Here is a 20,724-nt window from a genome sequence, read left to right on the forward strand (position 1 = left end):
CTGCGGGGGGCCGTCTCTAACCCCCGGGGCGGGTGGGCCCACCCCGGCGGTCCCCGCGGGGGGCGGGCCGGGCCGGGCCCCGCTCGCTGACCGGTGAACACGCGGCGGGCGGTCGCGGCGGGCCTCTCGTCGCGCCGTCCGGCGTGCGGCCGGCCGAGGAATCGCCGACCACACGCGTGCGCTTACCTCGACACCGGCGTTCTCGCGGAGGTAATCCCTGCGGCGACGTCGCCGGATCGATCACGCACTGATCGCGGAGCCTCGTACGCGAGCAGAGCCCTCGCCCAACCTCGCAGGCCGGCAAGGGTTCGGCGTCGCAGGAGCGCGGTCGGGCCCGGCGTGGACGACGCACGCACCGAGTCCTGCAACGCGGCCTTCCCACGCGAGACCCGTCAGGGACGGGAGGGCGGGGGACGGTGCCCTCGCCCAACGAGCGAAGGGCCGACTCGATGCCGTCAGCCGGCTCAAGCACCGGGCGGAACATCCGACGCCGACTCCCTGGCCTCGAACAGTGAGCACCGACCGCCTCCGAGAACGCCTCCACGGTCATACCGGCTACGCCCGCACCCGGCGAGTTGGAGGGTTTCAGGAAACGGCTCGAAGCAAGGCCCCCACCCGACCGGGACAGCGCTGGCGGAGGTCATCCGGTGAAGGGCCCAAGCCGGGCGACGCTGACAGGGGGTGACCCGTCCGGGGAACCACTCACCAAGGCCGACCCGCCGAGGCCGGTTACGGCAGACGCGCCGACGGCGGGTGTGACGCGGTTGCTTCGGCGTGAACAACTGATCCGCTTTGAAGGTCCGTTGACCACGACGCCGATGTGCCGTGGTCAATGACCGCGCAGGCCGCGGACAGCATTGCAAGGCGCCGCGAACCTGCGCCGTGGAGGCGGCAGGTGTCGCCGCAACGCTCGCGCCCGCGTGCTTCACCCGTCGGAGCCGTCGCAGCGAGTCAGTCACGCGGCGCCCCTGATCCGAGAGCCCGCCGACATGATGTGCCCTCAAAAAGGCCGCACCGAAAGCAGATCCGTCCCCCAGGCGTGTCCCGTCGGTGACCCTCGGCAGAGCCGGACTCATCGGCACCCAGCGACCGGTGACGGCCGAGCCACCGTGGACCGAACCGACGGCGCGGAGTACGTGAATCACCGGCCGCCATCGGGTCCCAGCCCCGGAGTCCGTCCGCACACCACCAGGACCGTGGAAGACGACGCCGGAAGCACAGGCGGCCGACCGAACAGACCCGCACCCGACCGGCACGGCCTACGACAGGTGAGTGGCCGCGAGAGCGGTGGTGAGGCTCTCCACGAGGGCGGCGGTACCGGCTTCGCCGCCGGCCCATGCCACGTGGCCGTCGGGCCGGATCAGCGCGGCCCTCACACCGGCCCAGTCGGCGGCGGGCAGACGCAGGGCGCCGCTGTGCACGCGCAGACCGGACCGGGCGAACCGGTCGAGCGGTCGGTCGGCGTCGCCGGTGAGGTCGAGCAGCAGGTAGGCGTCGGCCCGCAGCAGGGCGAACAGGCCGGTGCCGTCGAGCGCGAGGTCGGGAGCGCGCGTCCCGGTCAGTGGGTGCGGACCGGCGCCGACGGGCGGGTAGGTGACGGACAGCGAGCTGACCTGGGCCGCGAGCCGGTCGTTGAGCTCGGGCAGGTCGGTGATGAGCCGCGCCAGCAGGCCGCGCAGGCTGAGCCCGTCGGAGGTGAAGGCGGTCATCAGGGCGACCTGGGCCCGGCTGGCTTCGGTGAGGTCGATGCCGACCGGGTGGCGTTCGGCGTGGTAGGTGTCCAGCAGGGTGTCGGGAGCCCAGCCGTTGAGTACGGCGGCCAGCTTCCAGGCCAGGTTGGCGGCGTCCTGGATGCCGACGTTCATGCCGACACCGCCGGCCGGGAAGTGCTGGTGGGCGGCGTCACCGGCGAGGAAGACCCGGCCTTGGCGGTAACGCGCGGCCAGCCGCGTGGCGTTGCCGAACCGGGAGAGCCAGACCGCGTCGCGCATCCGGAAGTCGGTGCCCGCCACGGCGGCGACGTTCTCGCGCAGTTCTTCCAAGGTCAGGTCGCCGGGCCGGGTGGTATTCAGGTCGCGGGGCAGGATGCCGACCAGGCGATGCAGCCCGCCGGGCATGGGTACGGCCATGAGCGTGCCCGCCGGACCGAACCAGCTGCTGCCGGGAGCCGGGGGCTCATCAAGGACGACGTCGCCGAGCCAGCCGAGCACGGTGGAGGGCGTGCCGGGGAAGTCGATACCGGCCGCGGCCCGCACGGTACTGCGGGTGCCATCACAGCCGACCAGGTAGGCGGCCCGGAGCGTGCCGGGCCCGTCCGGACCCGCGACGTGCACCGCGATGGCGTCGGGGCCGTCGGTGAACCCGGTGACCTCGTGCCCACGCAGGATGTCGGCGCCCAGGGCGAGGGCCTGCTGCTCGAGGAGCGCCTCGGTGCGCTCCTGCGGGAGGGCGAGGGTGTGCGGGAACGGGCTGGGCAGACGGCGGAAGTCCAGCCGGGAGTCCAGCACGCCGAAATGCCCGCCGGGCAGCGGCACGCCCTCGCCCACGAAGGACGCGTGCACCTGGCGGGAGGCGAACGTCTCAATGGTCCTCGGGTGGACGGTCAGGGCACGGGAGCGGGAGTCGCGCTCCGTGCGGGACTCGATGACGGCGACGGTGACGCCGGCCCGGCGCAACTCGCCCGCGAGCCACAGCCCCACGGGCCCACCACCCGCGACAACGACCTGGTAGTTCATGATCTTCCACGTCCTCTCGGAGTCTTGGTCGGTGACCAATGACTGGTCGGGAGTAAACTAGGTCAGTGACCAATAAGCAAGTCGGAGAAGACACCGCGAACCGCCTCACCCGCGCAACGGTGATCGGCGCCGCACTCCAGGTGCTGGAGGAACGCGGACTGGACGGGCTGTCGACCCGGGCAGTGGCCGACCGCCTCGGGGTGCGCATGAACACCGTGCTGTGGCACGTGAAGACGAAGGCCCGGATGCTGGAGCTCATGGCGGACGCCGTACTCGGCACCATCAGTTACGGCGACCTCCCCGCGAACGCCCAGCCACGGGTGCGGGAGCTGGTCGGCCGCTACCGGCGGGCGCTGCTCGCGCACCGCGACGGAGCCGGCCTGGTGGCCGGCACCTATGCGGCCGAACCCCATACGCTGCGCTTCGCCGACCACCTCGTCGAGGCGCTGCTCGCGGCCGGGGCGGACGAGCGGCGGGCGGCCTGGACCGCGTGGACGGTCACCTACTTCACCCTGGGCCTGACACAGGAGGAGCAGGCTGCGCCCGACCGGCACGACGACCGCCTCCACCTGGCCGTGGCACCCGGTGAGCACCCGGCGTTGCACCGGGTTCTCGATCATCTGGGCCCGGACTCCTTCGAGGACCGCTTCACTTTCGGACTGGACGCGACCCTGTCCCGCCTTTCCTCATGAGCCTGTCCCGCAACCCGGCCAGAGGGTGACGTGGCCGCCCCGGCCGAATGGGGTGACGTAGGCCCTTCGAACCACGTCACCGCCGCGTCCGCCCCTGATGCGAATGAAGAGCAGCGCGACGACGATTCCGACCGCGAAGCGCCCCGTGCCCAGCGTGGCCGGAGAAACCAGCAATGACGTCCCGGGGCAATGAACATGACGACCGGCCCGAGACGGCCGCCGTCAGGTCCCATGCCGGACCCACTGGCCATCGAAGTCGCCCGTCACAGTTCACACCATCCAGCGCCAGGGCAGCGCAACGAGCGCTGCCTACGGCCTGCCCGTCCGCCCCACGCCGAGGTCTCGCGCCGAACTTGCGTGGGCGGGGCGGCCGTAGGCCTCGCCGGCCGCGGGGCCCCGCCCCTCGTCATGGCATGGGCAGGACGGCGGTGCTCCGCGTCCCGACGGGAGCGGCCGCCTGGTGCGCGGGCGGGCTGCATCGGGGGTGGTCACGTTGAGGGGGCCCGTTGACAACGGGGCCGCGATGGCGGCGACGAACCCGGGCACGGCGGCGCGGGGTCCGGCCGGCTCGGTACCACGTCACGGTCGCGCTGGCCGTGTGCCGCCGGCGTCCCGGCCGGGCCGGACGGCACTCTCCGTTCAGGCGTCCTCGTCCAGCCTCTCCACCACACGTACGGAAATATCAGCCAGGGTTCGGAGCTCCTCCGCGGTCAACTGGTCCAGGAAGAGGGAACGGACGGCCTGCACGTGCAGCGGGGCCGCCGCCCCGATGGCCTCGCGTCCCGCATCCGTGATCACCGCGAAGGCACCCCGCCCGTCCTCCCGGCATTCCTCCCGCGCCACCAGCCCCCGGCCGATCATTCGCGTGATGTGATGGGACATCCGGCTCTTCTCCCACTCAAGCGCCCGCGCGAGGTCCTGGTACCGCCGACGGCCTTCGGGCACGTCGGTCAGGTTGACCAGGACCGCGTAATCAGCGGCCGCCAAATGGGATTCGGTCTGCAGGAGGTGCGACAGGCGGCCGATCAGCCGCTCGTGCAGCCGGACGAAGCTCCTCCACGCGTGCTGCTCCTCCGCCGTCAGCCAGTTCACACCGTCAGTCACGTGGTCGAGTGTAGTGAACTGGTCGATGCGTCATCCAAGAGGCCGGGTTTACGCGCCACCGTCGCGGCGCCGCCCGGGCGAAATAGTCGCGGGCTGACGGGCTGACGGGGCAAACTGCCGGACGGCCGAGGTGATGGCCAGGACGAGGGGGCGGCACCCCGACCCGGTAACCGCCCCCGAATGCAACGCTGTTACGCCCCGGCCGTCCCGGCGACCGGGGTGTTCAGGAGTTGCTGCTCCCAGACCGTGACGATCCCGGTGGCACCCGCGTGCACCATGGCCGCCAGTTGGTCCTCCGGCGCGATGCGGTCCGTCCGCGCCCAGTCGCGCTGCCACTCGCCCATCACGGCCAGCCAGGTGATCGGCACGACCCCGGCCTGGATCATGCGCCGCACCGCCATGTCGTGAGCCTCGGCCGATACGCCGCCGGAGGCGTCGGTGACGACGTACACGTCGAAGCCTTCGCCCGCTGCCTGAATGGCGGGCATGGCCACGCAGATCTCCGTCCACAGACCGGCGATGATCAGCTTCTTGCGCCCGGTGGCCTTCACGGCGTCCACCACGACCCGGTCCTCCCAGGTGTTGATCAAGGTCCTGTTGATCGGCTTCTGGTCCGGAAAGACGTCCTGCAGTGGCTGGATCAGCAGACCCCCACGATCTTCCACGACCGTGGTCAGGATCGTCGGGACACCGTAGCCCTTGGCCGCCTTGGCCAGGCCCACGACGTTGTTGGTGACCGCCATCGGCTCGTGACTGTGCAGGTTGGCGAACTGGTACGGCTGATGATCGATCAGCACCAGGACACTCTCCTCGGGGGTCAGCAGGGCCTCGAGGCCGGTCTTCGGCGACGTGCTCATGGAGATCTCCTCAGGAGTACGGGGGCGCGCGCACCATTATGGTTGACGCGTCACCTTTTTTTACATGACACATCAACTACATGTCCAGTGCGGGCAGTTCGGGGCGAGGAGCTACGAACAGGGCGGGGCGGAGAAGTGGCCGCGTGCGGTTCACGTCCAAGGACCGCGGCCGACAACCGGCCGACCGAGCGGAGCTCGCCCGATCGTCAAGGCGTGCGGGACGACGGCGTGATGGCGATGGCGAGTGCGGACATCAGCCACCTCGGCCGGTGCCCTGGCCGGCACCGACATCCGTATACGGCACCGGCTCACACGTCATCCCGACGACCGCGCACCTCGGACCTCACTCCGGGCGACAGACAGCCCGTCGGGATCCGGGCCAAGCGCCAGACACTGCCACCCGGCCCCACGTGTGAACCGCACCGGGCACACCAGGGTCGGCGTGCCCGAGAGCAGGCGGCGTCACCGCCCTGGACGCCAACCGGCATCAGGACGATCGCTTCGTGAGACCCCGCGCGGGCGCTGCCCGACGCACGTCATTCCGCGCCCCGCCGACCGTTCCGCTGCCCGGTCGACCACGGAGGGGACCCGGACCGAGCCGCCTGGTAGCTCGCACCGGCCCCCGCGAGCCGACTGGCACGTGCCGGTGAGCACGCCGGGAAGCCAGGAAACGGGACCGGGACATCCGAAAGCCGGGAAAGCCGGGAAAGCATGATGCTCGACCATGCCTCGTCGCGGACAAGCAGCGCGGGAGACGTGTTCGGTACCGGGGACCAAGACCTGTGCTCCCGCTGAACCGCCCGGGTCCGCGGTGCCCCGCCGCTCGCTCAGTTCAACCGCTGCTGCCAGTCTTCGGGCACCGCTCCGGCGGGGCCGGGTACGGGCTGGTCAACGGGGTGGGAGGTGGGTGGGGCGAGCTGAGGACCCTCGTAGAACTGCTGGGTCTCGTTGTTGTAGAACCACTCCTCGCCCGGTTCGTAACTGGTGATGAACGGGTGGCCCGCCGTCTCGAAGTGTCGGGTGGCGTGCCGGGAGGGCGAGGAGTCGCAGCAGCCGATGTGGCCGCAGGCGGCGCAGCGTCGCAGGTGGAACCACCAGCCAGGGCCGTCACCCGCCAGGCAGTCGGCGCACCCCTGCCCGCTCGGGGCGGCCTGCGGGTCGATGCCGGGAATCGCTCGGTCACCCATCGGTACGCTCCTCACTCGGTCGGCGCCAGGCGGCACGGCGGAGCCGCGGCCCTTCCACCAGCCTGCGCGAGCGCCATGAGGGACGCCAGCGGGGAACGACGGTGGTCGCCGGACCGGCTCCCAGGAGGCCGGCGGGCCGCCGGCCTGACCAGCACGACGCACTCACCCCGCGCGGGAGTCCCGCATATGCCCGTTTCACGCTCCGGCTCGCGGAGGAGCGACGGGTGCGGATGCCCTTGTGGGGGTGTCGACGCTGCCCCGGTCGAGGACGCGGGTGGAGCCGGCATCGCGCGGCCGCCAGGAGAACGTGAGAAGTGAGTGGCGACGATCGGCTCGGTCGGGGGCGGGGCGCCGGACGATCTCTCTCACCCCGGAAGGGCGGGCCGTGTACCGCTGGACGACTGCCTCGCGGTGCTCGTCATCGCGCTGCCCTCGGTCGCCAGGCCTTCCCACCGGTACGAGGTCCACACGTCAGCGACGGTGCTCGGGGTTGGGCGCGTCGAAGCGGCAGCCGACGTCCCATTGAGGGCGCTGGTTGCCGTACGTGGGAATGCCTCCGGCCCGCTTGAGGAGGGCCGCGAGGTGCATGAGGTTCCAGGCGGCGAAGGTCGTGTTCCGGTTGGTGAAGTCGTTCTCGGGACCGCCGGAACCGGGGTCGAGGTAGCTGGGGCCCGGTCCCGCCTCGCCGATCCAGCCCGCGTCGGCCTGGGGCGGGATGGCGAAGCCGATGTGCTGGAGGCTGTAGAGGACGTTCATGGCGCAGTGCTTGAGGCCGTCCTCGTTGCCGGTGATCAGGCAGCCTCCGACCCGTCCGTAGTAGGCGGACTGCCCGGCATCGTTGAGCTCGGCCGAGTTGGAGTAGAGCCGTTCGATGACGTGCTTCATCACGGAGCTGTTGTCGCCGAGCCAGATCGGGCCGCAGAGCACGAGGATGTCGGCGGCCATCACCTTGGCGTACATCTCGGGCCAGGCATCGCTGGCGGCGCCGTGCTCGGTCATGTCGGGTTGGACGCCGACCGCGAGGTCCCAGTCGACGGGGCGGATCACCTCCGTACGCACACCGGCCGCGCGCATCACCGCGACGCTGCGGTCGATCAGCCCCGCGGTGTTGCTGGTCTCCGGTGACGGTTTCAGGGTGCAGTTGAGGTAGAGGGCGTTGAGGTCGTCGTAGCGTGGAGGGGTGCTGGACGGCATGGTCAGGTCCCTTCGCGGCGGCTGATGGTGCGAGTCTGGAACACCGGGGTGGGGGCAGCTACCACAGCGTGGCGAACGCGGTACGCGTCCGGTGCCCCGCGGATGCGGCCGTCCGGGTCGGGGGCGACAGTGGAGATCAGTGCCTCCGGCCGTCCGGGTCGGGGCGGGGCCCACGGGAGGGACCCTCGATGGAGTTGTTCCCCGCCTTGCCCAGGGAGTCCTGGGAGGCGACGAAGGAGACGCTGCACCGGTTCCTCCAGATCGTCGGGAAGACACGGCTGGCCGCCAGTGTGCGGCGCAACCACTGGTGGAACGTTCCCTTTCATCTGACCGGGGAGGGCATCACCACCCGGCCCAGCGGACCGCTCGCCGACGGAACCGTCTTCACCGTCGACTTCGATTTCACCGCTCACCGGCTACGGGTCCTCACCCTCGACGGGCGCAAGGCGTCGTTCTCCCTGGAACGCCTGTCGGTCGGCGACTTCTACCGTCGGTTCACCGGCACCCTGACCTATCTGGGCATCAACGCCCTCCCGGAACACCCCTGTCCTTTTGACCTGCCCGACGCGTCCCGGCCGTTCGCGGAGGACGACGAGCACGCCACGTACGATCCGGCCGCCGTGAACCGCTACTGGACGGTCCTCACCCAGGTCATGCTCGTCCTGGAGCAGTACGCGGCCGGGTACTCCGGGAAGACCAGCCCGGTCCACCACTTCTGGCACACCTTCGACATCGCCGTGACCCGGTTCTCCGACCGGCACGTGGCTCAGGGCCCTTCCGTCGATCCGGTCACCCGCGAGGCCTACTCGCGCGAGGTGATCAGCAGCGGCTTCTGGTTCGGTGACGAGCGGTCCTACCCGGAGCCCGCCTTCTACTCGTACACGGCGCCGGAGCCCGAGGGGCTGGAGCGCCAGCCGCTTGAGCCGGAGGCCGCGCGGTGGACGGAGAGCAACGGCTCGCACCTGGCCCTGCTGCCCTACGACGACGTACGCACCTCACCGGACGCGCGCGCCGAGATCCTCCGCTTCTACGACAGTGCCTTCGCAGCCGGCGCGCGCCTGGCGGGGTGGCCCCCGGACCAGCTCTGCCAGGACGGAGTGACCGACCCCCAGTCCTGGGTCGCCCCGAGGACGCTGTGAGCGGGCGTCAGCACCGGTCGCCGGCCTCGTCCGGGAGTCCGCGGTGCGCAGCTCTCCGGGGTCCCACCGGAGAGCTGCCCTCATCCCCCGCTGCACTCGTGGGTCTGCTGCTACCGGGAGCGACACCGCTGTCCTGAACAGGGCCGGCATGCCTCCACCCGGGGAGGGATGTCGTCGTAACGGACGGGCCGCCGGTGGGACGCCCCTCTGCGACGCGGTATCCACCGGCGCCCCCGGGTGGCGACTCGGAACCCGCGTGGTCCAGGGAACCGTGGCGCGGTGCCAGGAGACTGGGCCCGGGCGCTCCGAAAGGGTGTTGACGCGTCGCTACCGCCGGTCCGCCGTGGCGTCCTCCAGGGAGCGGACGGTCTCCGGAGGGAGCCGTACCTGTGCGGTGGCGATGTTCTCGTCGAGGTGATCGATGCTGGCAGTTCCGGGGATCAGCAGCGTGTGCTCGTACGTCGCCAGGAGCCACGCAAGACCGATCTGCGCGGGCGTGGCGTCCAGCTTTTCGGCTGCCTCGATGACTTGTGGATGTTCGCTCACCTTGGGAAATCCCGGGAACGCGGAGCCCAGCGGGAAGAACGGGACCCAGGGAATGGCGTTCTCCCGGCAGATGTCGAGCAGCGGCTCGCCGGAACGTTCCAGCAGGCTGTACTGGTTCTGGACGCAGGCGATTCCCACGGGCAGGGCCTGGTTCAGATGCTCCAGGGTGATGTTGCTCAGTCCGATTCCGCCGATCTTGCCCTCGTCGCGCAGGCTGGTCATTTCGGCGAGCTGATCGTCGAGGGGCACCTGCTGGTCCGGCCCCACGGGGCTGCCGTCCATGTGAGCGTCCATGATGCGCAGGTTGACCACGTCCAGGCGGTCCACGCCGAGAGTGGCGAGGTTCCGCTCCACTCCGTCGCGCAGTTGCTCAGGCCGCCGGGCGGGCACGATCTGGCCTCCGGGGCGGTCGTCCGCGCCGACCTTGCTGACCAGGACGAGATGGTCGGGGTACGGGAAGAGGGCGGCACGGATGAGTTCGTTGGCCAGACCGAGGCCGTAGAACTGCGAGGTGTCGATGTGGTTCACGCCGGAGTCGACGGCGCGGCGCAGCACGGCCAGGCTCTGCTCCCTCGGTGGCGGAGCGGGGCGTCCCGGCCCCGGCAGCTGCATGGCGCCGAACCCGATGCGGGCCACCGGGCGGCCCGCCAGCAGGGTGGTCCCGCCGGGCGGGGGGACCTGAGCGGTCTTCTCGGACATGCTGTTCTCCCTGGATGTGTCGGGTGACAGTTCCCAGTGTCGGGGCGCCGGTCCGGCCGCGCACGTACAACGGCCGACGAGATGATCTCCGTGGCGGTCGGACACCGAGGGGCCGGTGATCCGGGGGTGTGGGCTTCCCGTGGCCTGTGTCGCGGGCGGCCCACACCCGTGGGACAAGGTCAGATGCGGACGACGATCTTCCCTCGTGTGTGTCCGCGCTCGGCGTACGCGTGTGCCTCCGCGATCCGTTCGAGGGGGAACGTCCGCTCGATGCGCGGTGTGTAGGCGCCCCGCCTGCCCAGTTCGGCCGCTTCGGCGAGGAGCGCGGGGTCGTTCTCCGCGTTGACCAGACGTACGCCCAGGCGCTCCGCGTTGGTGTGGTCCGCGACCGTCGAGACGCGAGCGGGGTCGCCCACGATGGCGACGAGGTCGGCCAGGGATCCGGAGGCCGCCGTGTCGAGTGCGATGTCGACGCCGTTCGGGGCCAGGGTGGCGAGGCGCTCCGCGAGGCCGGTGCCGTACGTGGTGGGGACGGCTCCGAGAGCGGTGAGGAACTCGTGGTTGCGTTCGCCGGCCGTCCCGATGACGGTGGCACCCTGAGCCACCGCGATCTCGACCGCGGCACTGCCCACGCCTCCGGCGGCACCTTCGACGAGGAGGGTGCGCCCTCGCAGGGGACCGAGCGCCTTCAGTCCGCCCATCGCGGTCACGGACGCCAGGCCGGCACCGGCGGCCTCCTCATCGGTCCATGCGGAGGGGGCGTGGGCCCAGGCCGAGAGCACGGCCAGCTCCGCTGTCGCACCGGTGACGCCGCCGAGCCCGAAGACGCGGTCGCCGGGGCTTACCCCTCGCACGCCGTCACCGATCTCGTCGACCACGCCGACGGCGTCACGCCCGGGAATCGCCGGCAGGTCCAGCGGGAAGAACTCGCGCACCGTCCCGGCGCGCACCTTCCAGTCGACGGGGTTGACGCCGGCGGCCGCGACGCGGATACGGATCTCGCCGGGTCCGGGATGCGGGTCCGGGGCCTGCTCGACCACAAGGGTCTCCACACCGCCGTACTCGTGGTAACGGGCTGCACGCATGACGTTCTGCCTTTCCGACACGACCTGAACGGGCCGTTCGTGGGATCAGGGGGATGGATGTCCGGCGAATGCCGACGCCGCTACGCTAGAACCTGACGTCGACGTCAGCTGCAAGTCGGACAGGCGGTCCGGGCGGAGGAGAGCCGGTGCGCATCGGTGAGGTCGCCGAGAGGGCGGGAGTGAGCGTCAGGGCCCTCCGCTACTACGAGGAACAGGATCTGCTCCACTCCGAACGCAGTCCCGGCGGTCAGCGGCACTACCCCGACACCGCCGTCCGCAGGGTCCTGCTGATCCAGCAGTTGTACGCCGCGGGCCTCCCGAGCAGGAGGGTCCGCGAGGTGCTGCCGTGCGTGGACTCCGGTGAGGTACCCCCGGCGCTCCTGGACCGGTTGGCGGCCGAACGTGTCCGCATCGACCAGCGGATCACCGACATGCTCGCGGTGCGCGACCGTCTCGACGACGTCATCACCATCGCACGGAACCCTGGTTCCGACTGTTCTCACACGCGGTGAGAACCGCTGTCGCGACGGATCCGGGGGTACCGGCGCACGGCACGGGAACGCATCCGAGGGTGACGGCGATTCCATGGCTGTGGCCGCGCGGGCCCCGGTGCGCGCGGACAGTGGAGCGGTGCCTCTCGCCTACTCCGCTCGACGCGCGTTGAGCCGCGCGGCCTGTCGCGTCAGGTGGTCGCGCTCGGCGAGGTCGGGTGCCTGACGGGCCGCCTCCGCGTAGAGGCGTGCCGCAGTCGCCAGGTCGCCGTCGCACTCGTGGAGGTACGCCGCCACCGCTGCGTGGCGGGGCAGCGAGGCATCCAGTTCCGCGAGTGCGGCCAGGCCGGCACGCGGCCCGTCGGCCTCGCCGACGGCCACGGCGCGATTGAGCCGGACCACCGGGCTGCCGGTCAGACGTACGAGTTCGTCGTACCACTCGACGATCTGCACCCAGTCGGTCTCCTCGGCGGTGGGCGCGTCGGCGTGCAGGGCCGCGACGGCCGCCTGCGCCTGGAACTCGCCCATCCGGTCGCGGGCGAGGGCCGACTGAAGGATCTCGACCCCTTCGGCGATCAGCGCGGTGTCCCATCGGCCGCGGTCCTGCTCGGCGAGCGGCACCAGGCTGCCGTCGGGGGCGGTGCGGGCGGTGCGCCGCGCGTGGTGGAGCAGCATGAGGGCGAGCAGCCCCGCCACCTCGGGGTGGTTGATCACGGCAGCGAGCTGCCGGGTGAGCCGGATGGCCTCGGCGGAGAGGTCGATGTCGCCGGAGTAGCCCTCGTTGAAGACCAGGTAGAGAACGCGCAGGACGGTGGCGACATCGCCGGGCCGGTCGAACCGCACACCGGAGACGGTGCGCTTGGCGCGGCTGATGCGCTGGGCCATGGTCGCCTCGGGCACCAGATACGCCTGTGCGATCTGACGTGTGGTCAGCCCTCCGACGGCGCGCAGGGTGAGTGCGACCGCCGAGGAGGGCGTCAGTGCGGGATGGGCGCAGAGGAAGTAGAGCTGGAGCGTGTCGTCCACCGCGGGCGCGGGCTCCGGTGCGGGCTCCTCGTCGACCAGGTCCTCACGTCGGCGGCGGGCGGTGTCGGCCCGGGTCGCGTCGAGGAACTTGCGCCAGGCGACGGTGACCATCCAGCCCTTCGGGTCCCGCGGCGGGTCGGCCGGCCAGACCCTGACCGCCTCGACGAGCGCGTCCTGTACGGCGTCCTCGGCCGCCGCGAAGTCGGCTCCGCGGCGGACGAGGACGGCGAGCACGCTCGGCGTGAGGCGCCTCAGCAGGGCCTCGTCGATCGATGGGGTCACTCCGTGATGGTAGGCGGCGCGGTCAGGAACGGACGCAGCTCGAGCCACTCGTGGATCGGCTTCCCGCCGGCCCCGGGGGCGGCCGACAGCTCTCCGGCCAGTTCGACGGCGCGCTCGTGGCTGTCCACGTCGATCACCATCCAGCCCGCGATCAGGTCCTTGGTCTCGGCGAACGGGCCGTCGGTGACGGGTTGGCGTCCCTCACCGTCGTAGCGGACCCACGTCCCCTCGGGGGCGAGCGCCTGACCGTCGACGAACTCGCCGGTCTTCTCCAGCCGGGCCGCGAAATCGTTCATGTACCGCATGTGCGCGGAGATCTCCTCCGGCGTCCACCGGTCCATCGGCACGTCGTTGACCGCCGCCGGAGCGCCACGGTAGTGCTTGAGCAGGAGGTACTTGGCCATCGTGTTCTCCTCGGTACTGGTTGCGAGCCGTTCTGCTCGCGTTCATGGCGGGGACGGAGCCGGCCGGCTGTTCTCGACATCGCCGTCCGACTTTTCTGAAAACTGTCGCGACCAGGGGACCGCCGTTCCTTCGGCTCCCCTGGTCCCTCCGCCCCCTGATCACCGTGTCCTCCGGTCCTCACCCAGCGAGTGGCGGCACGGTCGCCGCCCAGGTGGCTTCCGCCCGGCGACCAGGGCCTCGGACCACCCCCGGCACCCCAGCCGACGGTTCCCGCATCTGCTCGACCTGCGCCGACCGCGCAACCGCCGGTGCGGCCCCTCTGAGCCGCGGAGTGCCCACTCGGCGCCCTGGGCCGTCCGTACCGGTGCTTGTCCGTACGCCACACCTGTGGCGCACACAGATCCTCGCGTACCGACGGACCGCAGGTCTGTCCGGAGGTGGCAGCGAAAGGGTGAAACACGGCGGTGCGGCTCGTGCGCCGGGCGGCACGCCCTTGACGCTTGTGTGATCAACCGGGTCCGCCGCACGCACGGTGCTGTCAGCTGTCAGTGGCGGCTGCCATGATCGCTCTCATGACGCGGTGGGAGAACGACCCGGCGTACCGGGCGGTGGAACGGGCATTCGTGGAGGGCCCGCCCCTGGAGCAGGCGGGAGGTCCCCTCGACGTGCGGGCGGTGCTGGCGGGGATCCCTCCGGAGGCCAAAGACGGTTTTCTCGTCGAGACGGTGCCCTGGGACCGCTTCCCGGAGGGTGTCAGGGTCCGCGAGAGCCTGCGGCAGCTGCGCTCGGGGGATGCGGCCGCCATGAGCGGCGCCCTGGCCACGCTCCAGGGCCTCTGCGCCAACGACATGCGGGCGGCGGTGGTTCCGGCCGTACCCTTCCTGGTGCGCGTCGCCGCTGATACGGACGCCGCCCACCGCGCCGACGTGGTGGCCCTGGCCGGCGGAGTGGCACGCTGGTGGAACCACAGCCTGTGCACACGCGCCGACATGCTGCGGTTCCGCTACAGCGGTGACGAATGGTGCTTCGAGGTCACCGGATATCCGGGCAACTGGTCGGCGCAGGCCGCCCGTGACGCCATCGCCGCGGACGCCGGCCTCCTGCTGCCCCTCCTCGACGATCCCGATGCCGGGATACGCATCGCCACGGCGTACGCACTGGCCGCAGCGTCGGGTCGCGAGCAGCACATCAGCAACGCCTTTCACGCCCGTCTGGTCACCGAGCACGATCCGGGCGTGCGCGCGGGCCTGGTGCTGGCTGTCGCGCAGCTGGCCCGTGCGCACGGGGACGCGGGGGCCGTGGTGTGGTCCCACGCGTGCTGGTCCGATGCCCTGCGGCCGCCCGAGGTGCGGGTCAGCGCCGCACTCGCGTGGATGTGCCTCACGGACGTCCCCGTCCCGGACGAACTGCACACCGTCCTGGACCGTTTCGCCACCGACGTGACGGCCCGTGTGATGGCACCGCTGCCGTGGATCCGCGCGGTCGAGAGCGCCGACGGCAACGGCCTCCACCGCTGCCTCCGCAGGATGCTGCACCCTGACGAGCCCGATCCCGAAGGTCTTTGCGACCCGTGGGGCTGACCTCTGCGCGGTCGCGCTCAGCCGCGGGGCCGTGGATCGCGTCCGCGAAGGCGCGGGGCCTTCGTCCCGCACCGCCGCCCTGGGGCCGGACGGACACCGCGAGCCGGCTCGTCGGGAGAGCCCGAGCGGGCGGATGTCGGCACTGCTGACGACAAACCGGAGCCGGGGTCCTGGGACCGTTCCTGCGGAGCACTCCTCATCGAACAGACCAGCAGGAACGAGCCTGCTCCGGAACGGAGTTCGCAGGCTTCCCGGACCGCTGACCGACAACTCCTGCCGGCCCTGAGCGTCATGGTCCCGGTCCAGAGGTGGGGGCTCAGGGCGTGCGTGTGCCGATGTCCGAGGGGAGTGAGCCGGTCCTCGGCCTGCCCGGTAGCTTCCTTGCCCACTCCGCGTCCTCGGAGAGGCCCGGCAGGGACGGATCACGGATGGTGCTGCTTCCGCCGGGCCTCGCGTGGGTACCGGCCGGACTCGCCCGGGCGACGCACCACCGCGCCTCCGTACCGGCGGCCGTATCTTCCGCCCCGTCCGCTGAGCGTGCGCGAGCCGGGCCACCGCCCGGCCCCACGGCTCCCACAGCGGTGACGAAGTACGAGTCCGACGCCGTTCCGTCCGGCGCGCGGTCAGGGTCCGGGCAGAACCGGTACGTTGCGCTCCGGGTGCGACGACTCCGCCTCCCTCCCCCGGTCCCGTGGGGCCGGGAGACACGTCCGGCTCTTCGGCAGCCCGGCACCGGCAAGGGCCCGGACAGGTACGCCGGATCTCCCGGTCGCGCGTCCCGATGACTCGTACGAGCTGATGGGACATGCCCCCTGATCTGCTGTTCGGGTGATCCGACGCTGTTCACCGGAACCGAAGTCGCTGAGACAGAACCCGGACACTCACAGGATCATTTCAGGATCGTCCCGGCCCTAGTGTCGTCGGTGTCAGCAGGGAACACCGCCACCGAAAAATCGCTGGAGTTCATGATGCGTTCGCGTCTCGCCGCCCGTTCCGCCCGTCTCGTTCTGGCCGCCGCGGCCGTGACGGCCCTCGCCGCCACCACCACCGCCTGCGAGGCCGACGACGCCGCGGACGCCGGCAGCTCGGCGACCCCCTCCGCTGTGGCATCCGCCGACGGCGGCGCGAAGGACGGTTCCTCGGGTGAGAGCCCCTCCACGGGCGAGTCCTCCACCGGTGGCTCCAGCAATGCCGGCTCCGGCGGTTCCGATGACAAGGCCACCGACGGCGGCAAGAGCGGCAAGGACGGTTACGGGCAGTCCTGCGGCACCAACGACCTGACCTTCACCGTCACCTCGGAGACCCAGGCCGGCGGCTACTACCTCGTCGCGGCCAAGGCCAAGTCCGGCATCACCTGCTACCTGGACGTCAACACCCCCAGCGTCGCCTTCGGCTCCGGCGCGGACGGTGTGGCCTCCCCCGTCGGCCAGGGCGGCGAGGACCCGATCAAGCTGACCGGCTCCGCCGTCGCCTACACCGGCATCAACCCCAAGACCACCAACAGCGACGCGGGCAAGGAGTTCGAGAACGTCATCATCGCCACCAGCGACGAGGACCCCGAACCTGCCGAGCTCAAGCTCCCCGACACCGCCAGCGTCGACAAGCCGATCGTCACGAACTGGTCCACCAAGCGCAGCGAGACCGTTCCCGTCATCGTCTGACACCACCCGCTCCAGGCAGCCGCCCCGGCACGAACCGGTCGGCTGCTCACGTTCGAGGACTCCGGTCCACAGGCGGCCGACGTCCGGAGCGGCTTGACACGAAGCCGGCCGGGAGGGGTCTGCGCGTCCGCGGGCCCGGCCGCTCCCGTGGATCGGAATCAGGGATCACGGACTCCGCACAGCCGTCGGCCCCAGCCGTTGCGGTCAGCCGCCCGTACGGCCGCGGTCCCGTACTGGCTGCCGCTCGTCAGGCCGGGAATCCGACGGCCGAGAAGGCCCGGCGACCGGACGCAGGACCGTGAGGCCGTTCTCCAGGGCCGCCATCACGGCAAAGCTGACACGGTCGGGTGCGTGCGGGCTCGTCAGGGTGTACCCCTGGGCACGTCTCGGACTGCTTCAGGTCGGGGGGGGCGGATGTCAGTCCTGCCGCCAGAGCAGCCACATCAGGTACAGACCCCCGAGGGCTCCGGTCACCAGTCCGACGGGGATCTGGAACGGGGCGAGCACCCGCTGCGCCAGGAAGTCGGCCACGCACAGCAGCAGCGCCCCCATCAGGGCCGCCGTCGCCACCGGGGTCCCCGGAACCCGTCCGACGCGGCGCGCCAGCTGCGGTGCGGCCAGGGCGAGAAACCCGATCGGTCCGGTGACCGCGATGGCCGTGCCCGTCAGCGCGACTCCCGTGACGAGAGCGGCGATCCGTACGGAGCCGATGCGAACACCGAGGCCGGACGCCGTGTCGTCCCCCATCTCCATCATCTGGAGGGGACGTGCCAGCAGGGCGGTCGCGGCGAGCAGGACAGGCAACGCGAGTGCTGCGGGCGCGACCTGTTCCCAGGTGATGGCGTTCAGGCTCCCGAAGGTCCACGCCTTGGCGCTCTCGGCCGACTCGATGTCGGCCCGGGTGATGAGGTAGTCGTTCACCGAGGAGAGCATCGCCCCCACCGCGATCCCGGTGATCACCAGACGGCTGCCGCCGGAGCCTCCCCTCGCGGTGGACATCAGCTGGACGAGCACGGCGGTCGCCAGCCCGCCCAGTACCGCGCCGCCGCCCGCTCCGATGGCCGAACTGCCGCCGCCGAGAAGGAGAATGGCCAGCGCTCCGGTGGTCGAGCCGGTGGTGAACCCGATGATGTCCGGGCTGCCCAGCGGGTTGCGGGACAGCGTCTGGAACAGCGAACCCGCCAGTCCCAGCGACGCACCGACCACCAGGGCGGCGCACAGGCGGGCCACACGCTGGTCGATGACGATGAACCGGTCGGTCGTCCCGCCCCCGCCGCCGAGCACCTCCGCCACCCGGGCCGCGGTGATGTCGTACGTCCCGGTGAAGACACCCAGTGCGCCCACCAGCAGGCACGCCAGTACGGTGATCAGCCCGAACCGGCAGGTCCGGCGGGCGAACCGCACCGATCCACCCCGCGGGAGGCGTACGACGACATGCGCCGTACGGAACGACACGTCCGGACTCATATGCGCCCCGCCTTGCTTCTGTTCACGAGCCAGAGGAGTACCGGCGCTCCGACGAAGGCGGTCACGATGCCCGCCTCGATCTCGCCCGGCCTGGCGGCCACACGGCCGACGATGTCGCTCGCGAGGACGAGGACCGCCCCGGCCGGGACGGCGTAGGCGAGCAGCCACCGCACGTCAGGACCGAGCATCATGCGCAGGACGTGCGGAACCACCAGCCCGACGAACGCGATCGGGCCCGCCGCCGCGGTGGCGGCTCCGCAGAGCAGCATCACGGAGGTCAGGCCCGCGGCACGGACGGCGCTCGTACGCAGTCCGAGTGCGGAACCCTGCTCCTCGCCGAGCGCGAGCGCGTTGAGTGCCGGACCGAGCGGCAGGGCCAGGGCGATGCCCACGACCACGAACGGCACCGAGGCCGTCAGCGCGGGCGTCCCCCTGTTCTCCAGCGCACCGACCACCCAGAATCTGTACGAGTCGAAGGCCTCCGTGTCGAACATCGTCAGGATGCCGGTGACCGCGCCCAGTGTGGCCGAGGCCGCCGCCCCCGCCAGTACGAGCCTGGTGTGCTGCCCCGCCGACGCGCTGCGCCGGGTGAGGCCGTGGACGGCGAGAGCGGCCAGGACGGCCCCGGCCAGAGCGAACCACACGTATCCCGCGGTCCCGGTGACCCCGAACAGTGAGATACCGACGACGACCGCGAAGGAGGCTCCCGCGTTCACCCCGGCGAGTCCGGGCTCCGCGAGCGGATTGCGCGTCAGGGACTGCATCACCACGCCGGCCACGCCCAACGCGGCGCCGACCACGCACCCCAGGAGCGTGCGCGGCATGCGCAGTCGCCAGATGATGGCCGTCTCCGCAGCGTCGCCGTGGCCGGTGAGGACTCTCCACACGCCGTCGAGCGGGATGGTGCGCGAACCGACCGCCAGACTGACGAGGACCAGTGCGGCCACCATCACGGTGCACAGCACCCATCCGAGCCCCCGTCGGGCGTTGCGTCTGCGGCGGGTGGTGACGGATGCCGGTGTCGCCGGGTCGACCGGCACGGTCCGCGGCGGCTTCTCGGTGGTTCTCACAAGTGGTGTTCTCTTCGCTGGTGCGGGGGAATGTCTCACGGTGCTGGTGTGATGCAGCCCACCGGCCAACAGAACAGGCCATCACTTAGGTAAGCCTAAACTAATATTCATGACACGATTCAACCACCGCCGAGGTCTGCGGCTGTTCTCCGTCGCCACCCTGGGTGCTCTTCTGACCCTGTCCGGCTGCTCCGGCGGCACATCGGACAACAAGACGCCGAGTGGTGGCAGTTCACAGCCCGCCACCACGGCCGGTGTGCACACCGCACCCCGAACGGTTCCCGAGGGCATGGGCAGCGGCGAGAAGGACGGCGTGTTCCCGCGTACGGTCGCGCACTTCGGGGGCACGACCACGCTGAAGGCGGCGCCCGAGAGGGTCGTCGTCATCTCGACCGGCCAGGCCGACGCGCTGCTCACTCTCGGGATCACCCCGGTGGGTTCCACTCGTGGAGACGGCGCAGACCTCGTTCCGGCCTATCTCACCGACGCGTTCCCCCAGAAGGCACGGCAGATCGCGGCCGTCGCCGATGTCGGCTCACGGTTCGAGCCGAGCCTTGAGGCCATCGCCAACATCAAGCCCGACCTGATCCTCATGAACACCGCGGGCAAGGACGCCAAGGGCCTGTACAAGTCGCTCAGCGCCCTGGCCCCGACCGTGGCGACCCAGGGAACGGGCCTGTACTGGAAGCAGGACTTCCTCCTCCTCGCCGACGCCGTGGGCAGGACCCAGCAGGCTCAGAAGTTCCTGGACGACTTCCACTCGGACGCGGCGGCCCTCGGCGAGCAGCTGGACAAGCCCGTCACCGCCTCCTTCCTGCGGATGAAAGGCAACCGGCTCCGGGTCTTCGGAGTGCCGTCCTTCACCGGCAGCATCGCCGAGGACGCCGGCCTGCGACGGCCCGAGAGCCAGCGGTTCGACGAGACCTCCGAGGACATCAGCAACGAGCAGCTCGACCGGGCCGACGGCGACTGGCTCTTCTACGGGGTGCAGGGCGGCGACGCGAAGACGACAGCGCTCCTCAAGGCCCCTCTGTGGCCGACCCTCCAGGCCGTCTCCGCCAAGACCGCGGTCTCCGTCGACGACGACGTGTTCTACCTCAACACCGGCCCCACGGCGGCCCGCGGGGTGCTGGCCGTGCTGAAGAAGCACATCGCCACCGGGTGAACGCCGAGGCCGGTGCCGGCCGCTGCGGTCGGCACCGGCGGTTCAGCGGCCCTCCGGACCGGGCTCCGTCCGGGCCCGGTACGTGACGAGCCCGGGCGGCCAGGGAGCCGACGGCCCTGGCCGCCCGGCGCTGCCGGAACCGGCGGGGGCACGGCGTCCATCGGCGTGTGACCCGCCTGCCCCGGCCCAGGGTCGCCCGGGGGGCGGGCGGGTCACACGGCTGTACGGGGAAAGCGGCCTGTCGGTCGCGGGTGGGGGGGCAACCAGAAAGATTTACCCCCACCCCCCGACCCGGGGGGGTCGTCCCACCCCCCACCACCGGGGCCCAACCCACGGGGC

General features: G+C 71.2%; 17 protein-coding genes. 6 read left to right on the forward strand and 11 right to left on the reverse strand.

Annotation, left to right across the window (positions count from 1 at the left end):
- Positions 1-1,259: 1,259 nt before the first annotated feature.
- Positions 1,260-2,735, reverse strand: coding sequence for an FAD-dependent monooxygenase (locus tag ACFVS9_RS13330; protein ID WP_383118251.1), 1,476 nt, complete (start codon positions 2,733-2,735; stop codon positions 1,260-1,262).
- A gap of 65 nt (positions 2,736-2,800) precedes the next feature.
- Between ACFVS9_RS13330 and ACFVS9_RS13335 the strand changes: the two genes are divergently transcribed.
- Entirely contained in the window at positions 2,801-3,427 is a 627-nt protein-coding gene (locus ACFVS9_RS13335; RefSeq protein ID WP_389931859.1) for a TetR/AcrR family transcriptional regulator C-terminal domain-containing protein, read from the forward strand.
- A gap of 639 nt (positions 3,428-4,066) precedes the next feature.
- On the opposite strand, the gene ACFVS9_RS13340 is transcribed toward ACFVS9_RS13335, so the two are convergent.
- From ACFVS9_RS13340 to ACFVS9_RS13355, 4 genes are all read right to left on the reverse strand, one after another.
- Positions 4,067-4,531, reverse strand: a complete 465-nt coding sequence (locus ACFVS9_RS13340; protein WP_389931861.1) for a MarR family winged helix-turn-helix transcriptional regulator — start codon at positions 4,529-4,531, stop codon at positions 4,067-4,069.
- A 191-nt stretch (positions 4,532-4,722) separates the two neighbouring features.
- Positions 4,723-5,388, reverse strand: coding sequence for a hydrolase (locus ACFVS9_RS13345; protein WP_383118254.1), 666 nt, complete (start codon positions 5,386-5,388; stop codon positions 4,723-4,725).
- 827 nt (positions 5,389-6,215) lie between these two features.
- Positions 6,216-6,575 carry a UBP-type zinc finger domain-containing protein gene (locus tag ACFVS9_RS13350; RefSeq protein ID WP_383118255.1) on the reverse strand — a complete coding sequence of 120 codons (360 nt, stop codon included), beginning with the start codon at positions 6,573-6,575 and terminating at the stop codon, positions 6,216-6,218.
- A 471-nt stretch (positions 6,576-7,046) separates the two neighbouring features.
- Positions 7,047-7,769, reverse strand: coding sequence for a flavodoxin family protein (locus ACFVS9_RS13355; protein ID WP_383118256.1), 723 nt, complete (start codon positions 7,767-7,769; stop codon positions 7,047-7,049).
- Between the two features lie 188 nt (positions 7,770-7,957).
- Between ACFVS9_RS13355 and ACFVS9_RS13360 the strand changes: the two genes are divergently transcribed.
- Positions 7,958-8,908, forward strand: coding sequence for a DUF5996 family protein (locus ACFVS9_RS13360; RefSeq protein ID WP_389931864.1), 951 nt, complete (start codon positions 7,958-7,960; stop codon positions 8,906-8,908).
- 327 nt (positions 8,909-9,235) lie between these two features.
- Here the strand turns inward: ACFVS9_RS13360 and ACFVS9_RS13365 are convergent, their stop codons facing one another.
- Both ACFVS9_RS13365 and ACFVS9_RS13370 read right to left on the reverse strand, forming a co-directional pair.
- Positions 9,236-10,153, reverse strand: a complete 918-nt coding sequence (locus tag ACFVS9_RS13365) for an aldo/keto reductase (protein ID WP_389931866.1) — start codon at positions 10,151-10,153, stop codon at positions 9,236-9,238.
- Between the two features lie 179 nt (positions 10,154-10,332).
- Positions 10,333-11,238 (reverse strand): NADP-dependent oxidoreductase, encoded by a 906-nt coding sequence (locus ACFVS9_RS13370; RefSeq protein WP_383118259.1) that lies wholly within the window; start codon positions 11,236-11,238, stop codon positions 10,333-10,335.
- A 146-nt stretch (positions 11,239-11,384) separates the two neighbouring features.
- Here ACFVS9_RS13370 and ACFVS9_RS13375 point away from each other — a divergent pair, with 146 nt between their 5' ends.
- Positions 11,385-11,750: a MerR family transcriptional regulator gene (locus ACFVS9_RS13375; RefSeq protein WP_389931868.1), complete on the forward strand. Its 366-nt coding sequence runs from the start codon at positions 11,385-11,387 to the stop codon at positions 11,748-11,750.
- Between the two features lie 129 nt (positions 11,751-11,879).
- On the opposite strand, the gene ACFVS9_RS13380 is transcribed toward ACFVS9_RS13375, so the two are convergent.
- Both ACFVS9_RS13380 and ACFVS9_RS13385 read right to left on the reverse strand, forming a co-directional pair.
- Positions 11,880-13,025, reverse strand: coding sequence for an RNA polymerase sigma factor (locus ACFVS9_RS13380; protein WP_389932061.1), 1,146 nt, complete (start codon positions 13,023-13,025; stop codon positions 11,880-11,882).
- An 8-nt stretch (positions 13,026-13,033) separates the two neighbouring features.
- The gene (locus ACFVS9_RS13385) at positions 13,034-13,441 is read right to left on the reverse strand and encodes a YciI family protein (RefSeq protein ID WP_383118261.1); all 408 of its coding nucleotides are present in this window, start codon (positions 13,439-13,441) and stop codon (positions 13,034-13,036) included.
- A 573-nt stretch (positions 13,442-14,014) separates the two neighbouring features.
- On the opposite strand from ACFVS9_RS13385, the gene ACFVS9_RS13390 reads away from it, so the two are divergent.
- Both ACFVS9_RS13390 and ACFVS9_RS13395 read left to right on the forward strand, forming a co-directional pair.
- A complete protein-coding gene (locus tag ACFVS9_RS13390) occupies positions 14,015-15,022 on the forward strand; it encodes a hypothetical protein (RefSeq protein ID WP_389931870.1) in 1,008 nt (335 codons plus the stop codon).
- A 968-nt stretch (positions 15,023-15,990) separates the two neighbouring features.
- On the forward strand, positions 15,991-16,683 hold the full coding sequence (locus ACFVS9_RS13395) for a hypothetical protein (RefSeq protein ID WP_389932063.1): 693 nt from the start codon (positions 15,991-15,993) through the stop codon (positions 16,681-16,683).
- Between the two features lie 417 nt (positions 16,684-17,100).
- Here ACFVS9_RS13395 and ACFVS9_RS13400 read toward each other — a convergent pair whose 3' ends face one another.
- The gene (locus ACFVS9_RS13400; RefSeq protein ID WP_389931872.1) at positions 17,101-18,150 is read right to left on the reverse strand and encodes a FecCD family ABC transporter permease; all 1,050 of its coding nucleotides are present in this window, start codon (positions 18,148-18,150) and stop codon (positions 17,101-17,103) included.
- Complete coding sequence (locus tag ACFVS9_RS13405) at positions 18,147-19,220, reverse strand: FecCD family ABC transporter permease (protein WP_389931873.1); 1,074 nt, start codon at positions 19,218-19,220, stop codon at positions 18,147-18,149. Before ACFVS9_RS13405 ends, ACFVS9_RS13400 begins: the two co-directional genes overlap by 4 nt.
- Before the next feature lie 109 nt (positions 19,221-19,329).
- Between ACFVS9_RS13405 and ACFVS9_RS13410 the strand changes: the two genes are divergently transcribed.
- Complete coding sequence (locus ACFVS9_RS13410) at positions 19,330-20,385, forward strand: ABC transporter substrate-binding protein (protein ID WP_389931875.1); 1,056 nt, start codon at positions 19,330-19,332, stop codon at positions 20,383-20,385.
- Positions 20,386-20,724 lie beyond the last annotated feature (339 nt).

Source organism: Streptomyces sp. NPDC058008, assembly GCF_042886395.1.
Lineage (GTDB): Bacteria > Actinomycetota > Actinomycetes > Streptomycetales > Streptomycetaceae > Streptomyces.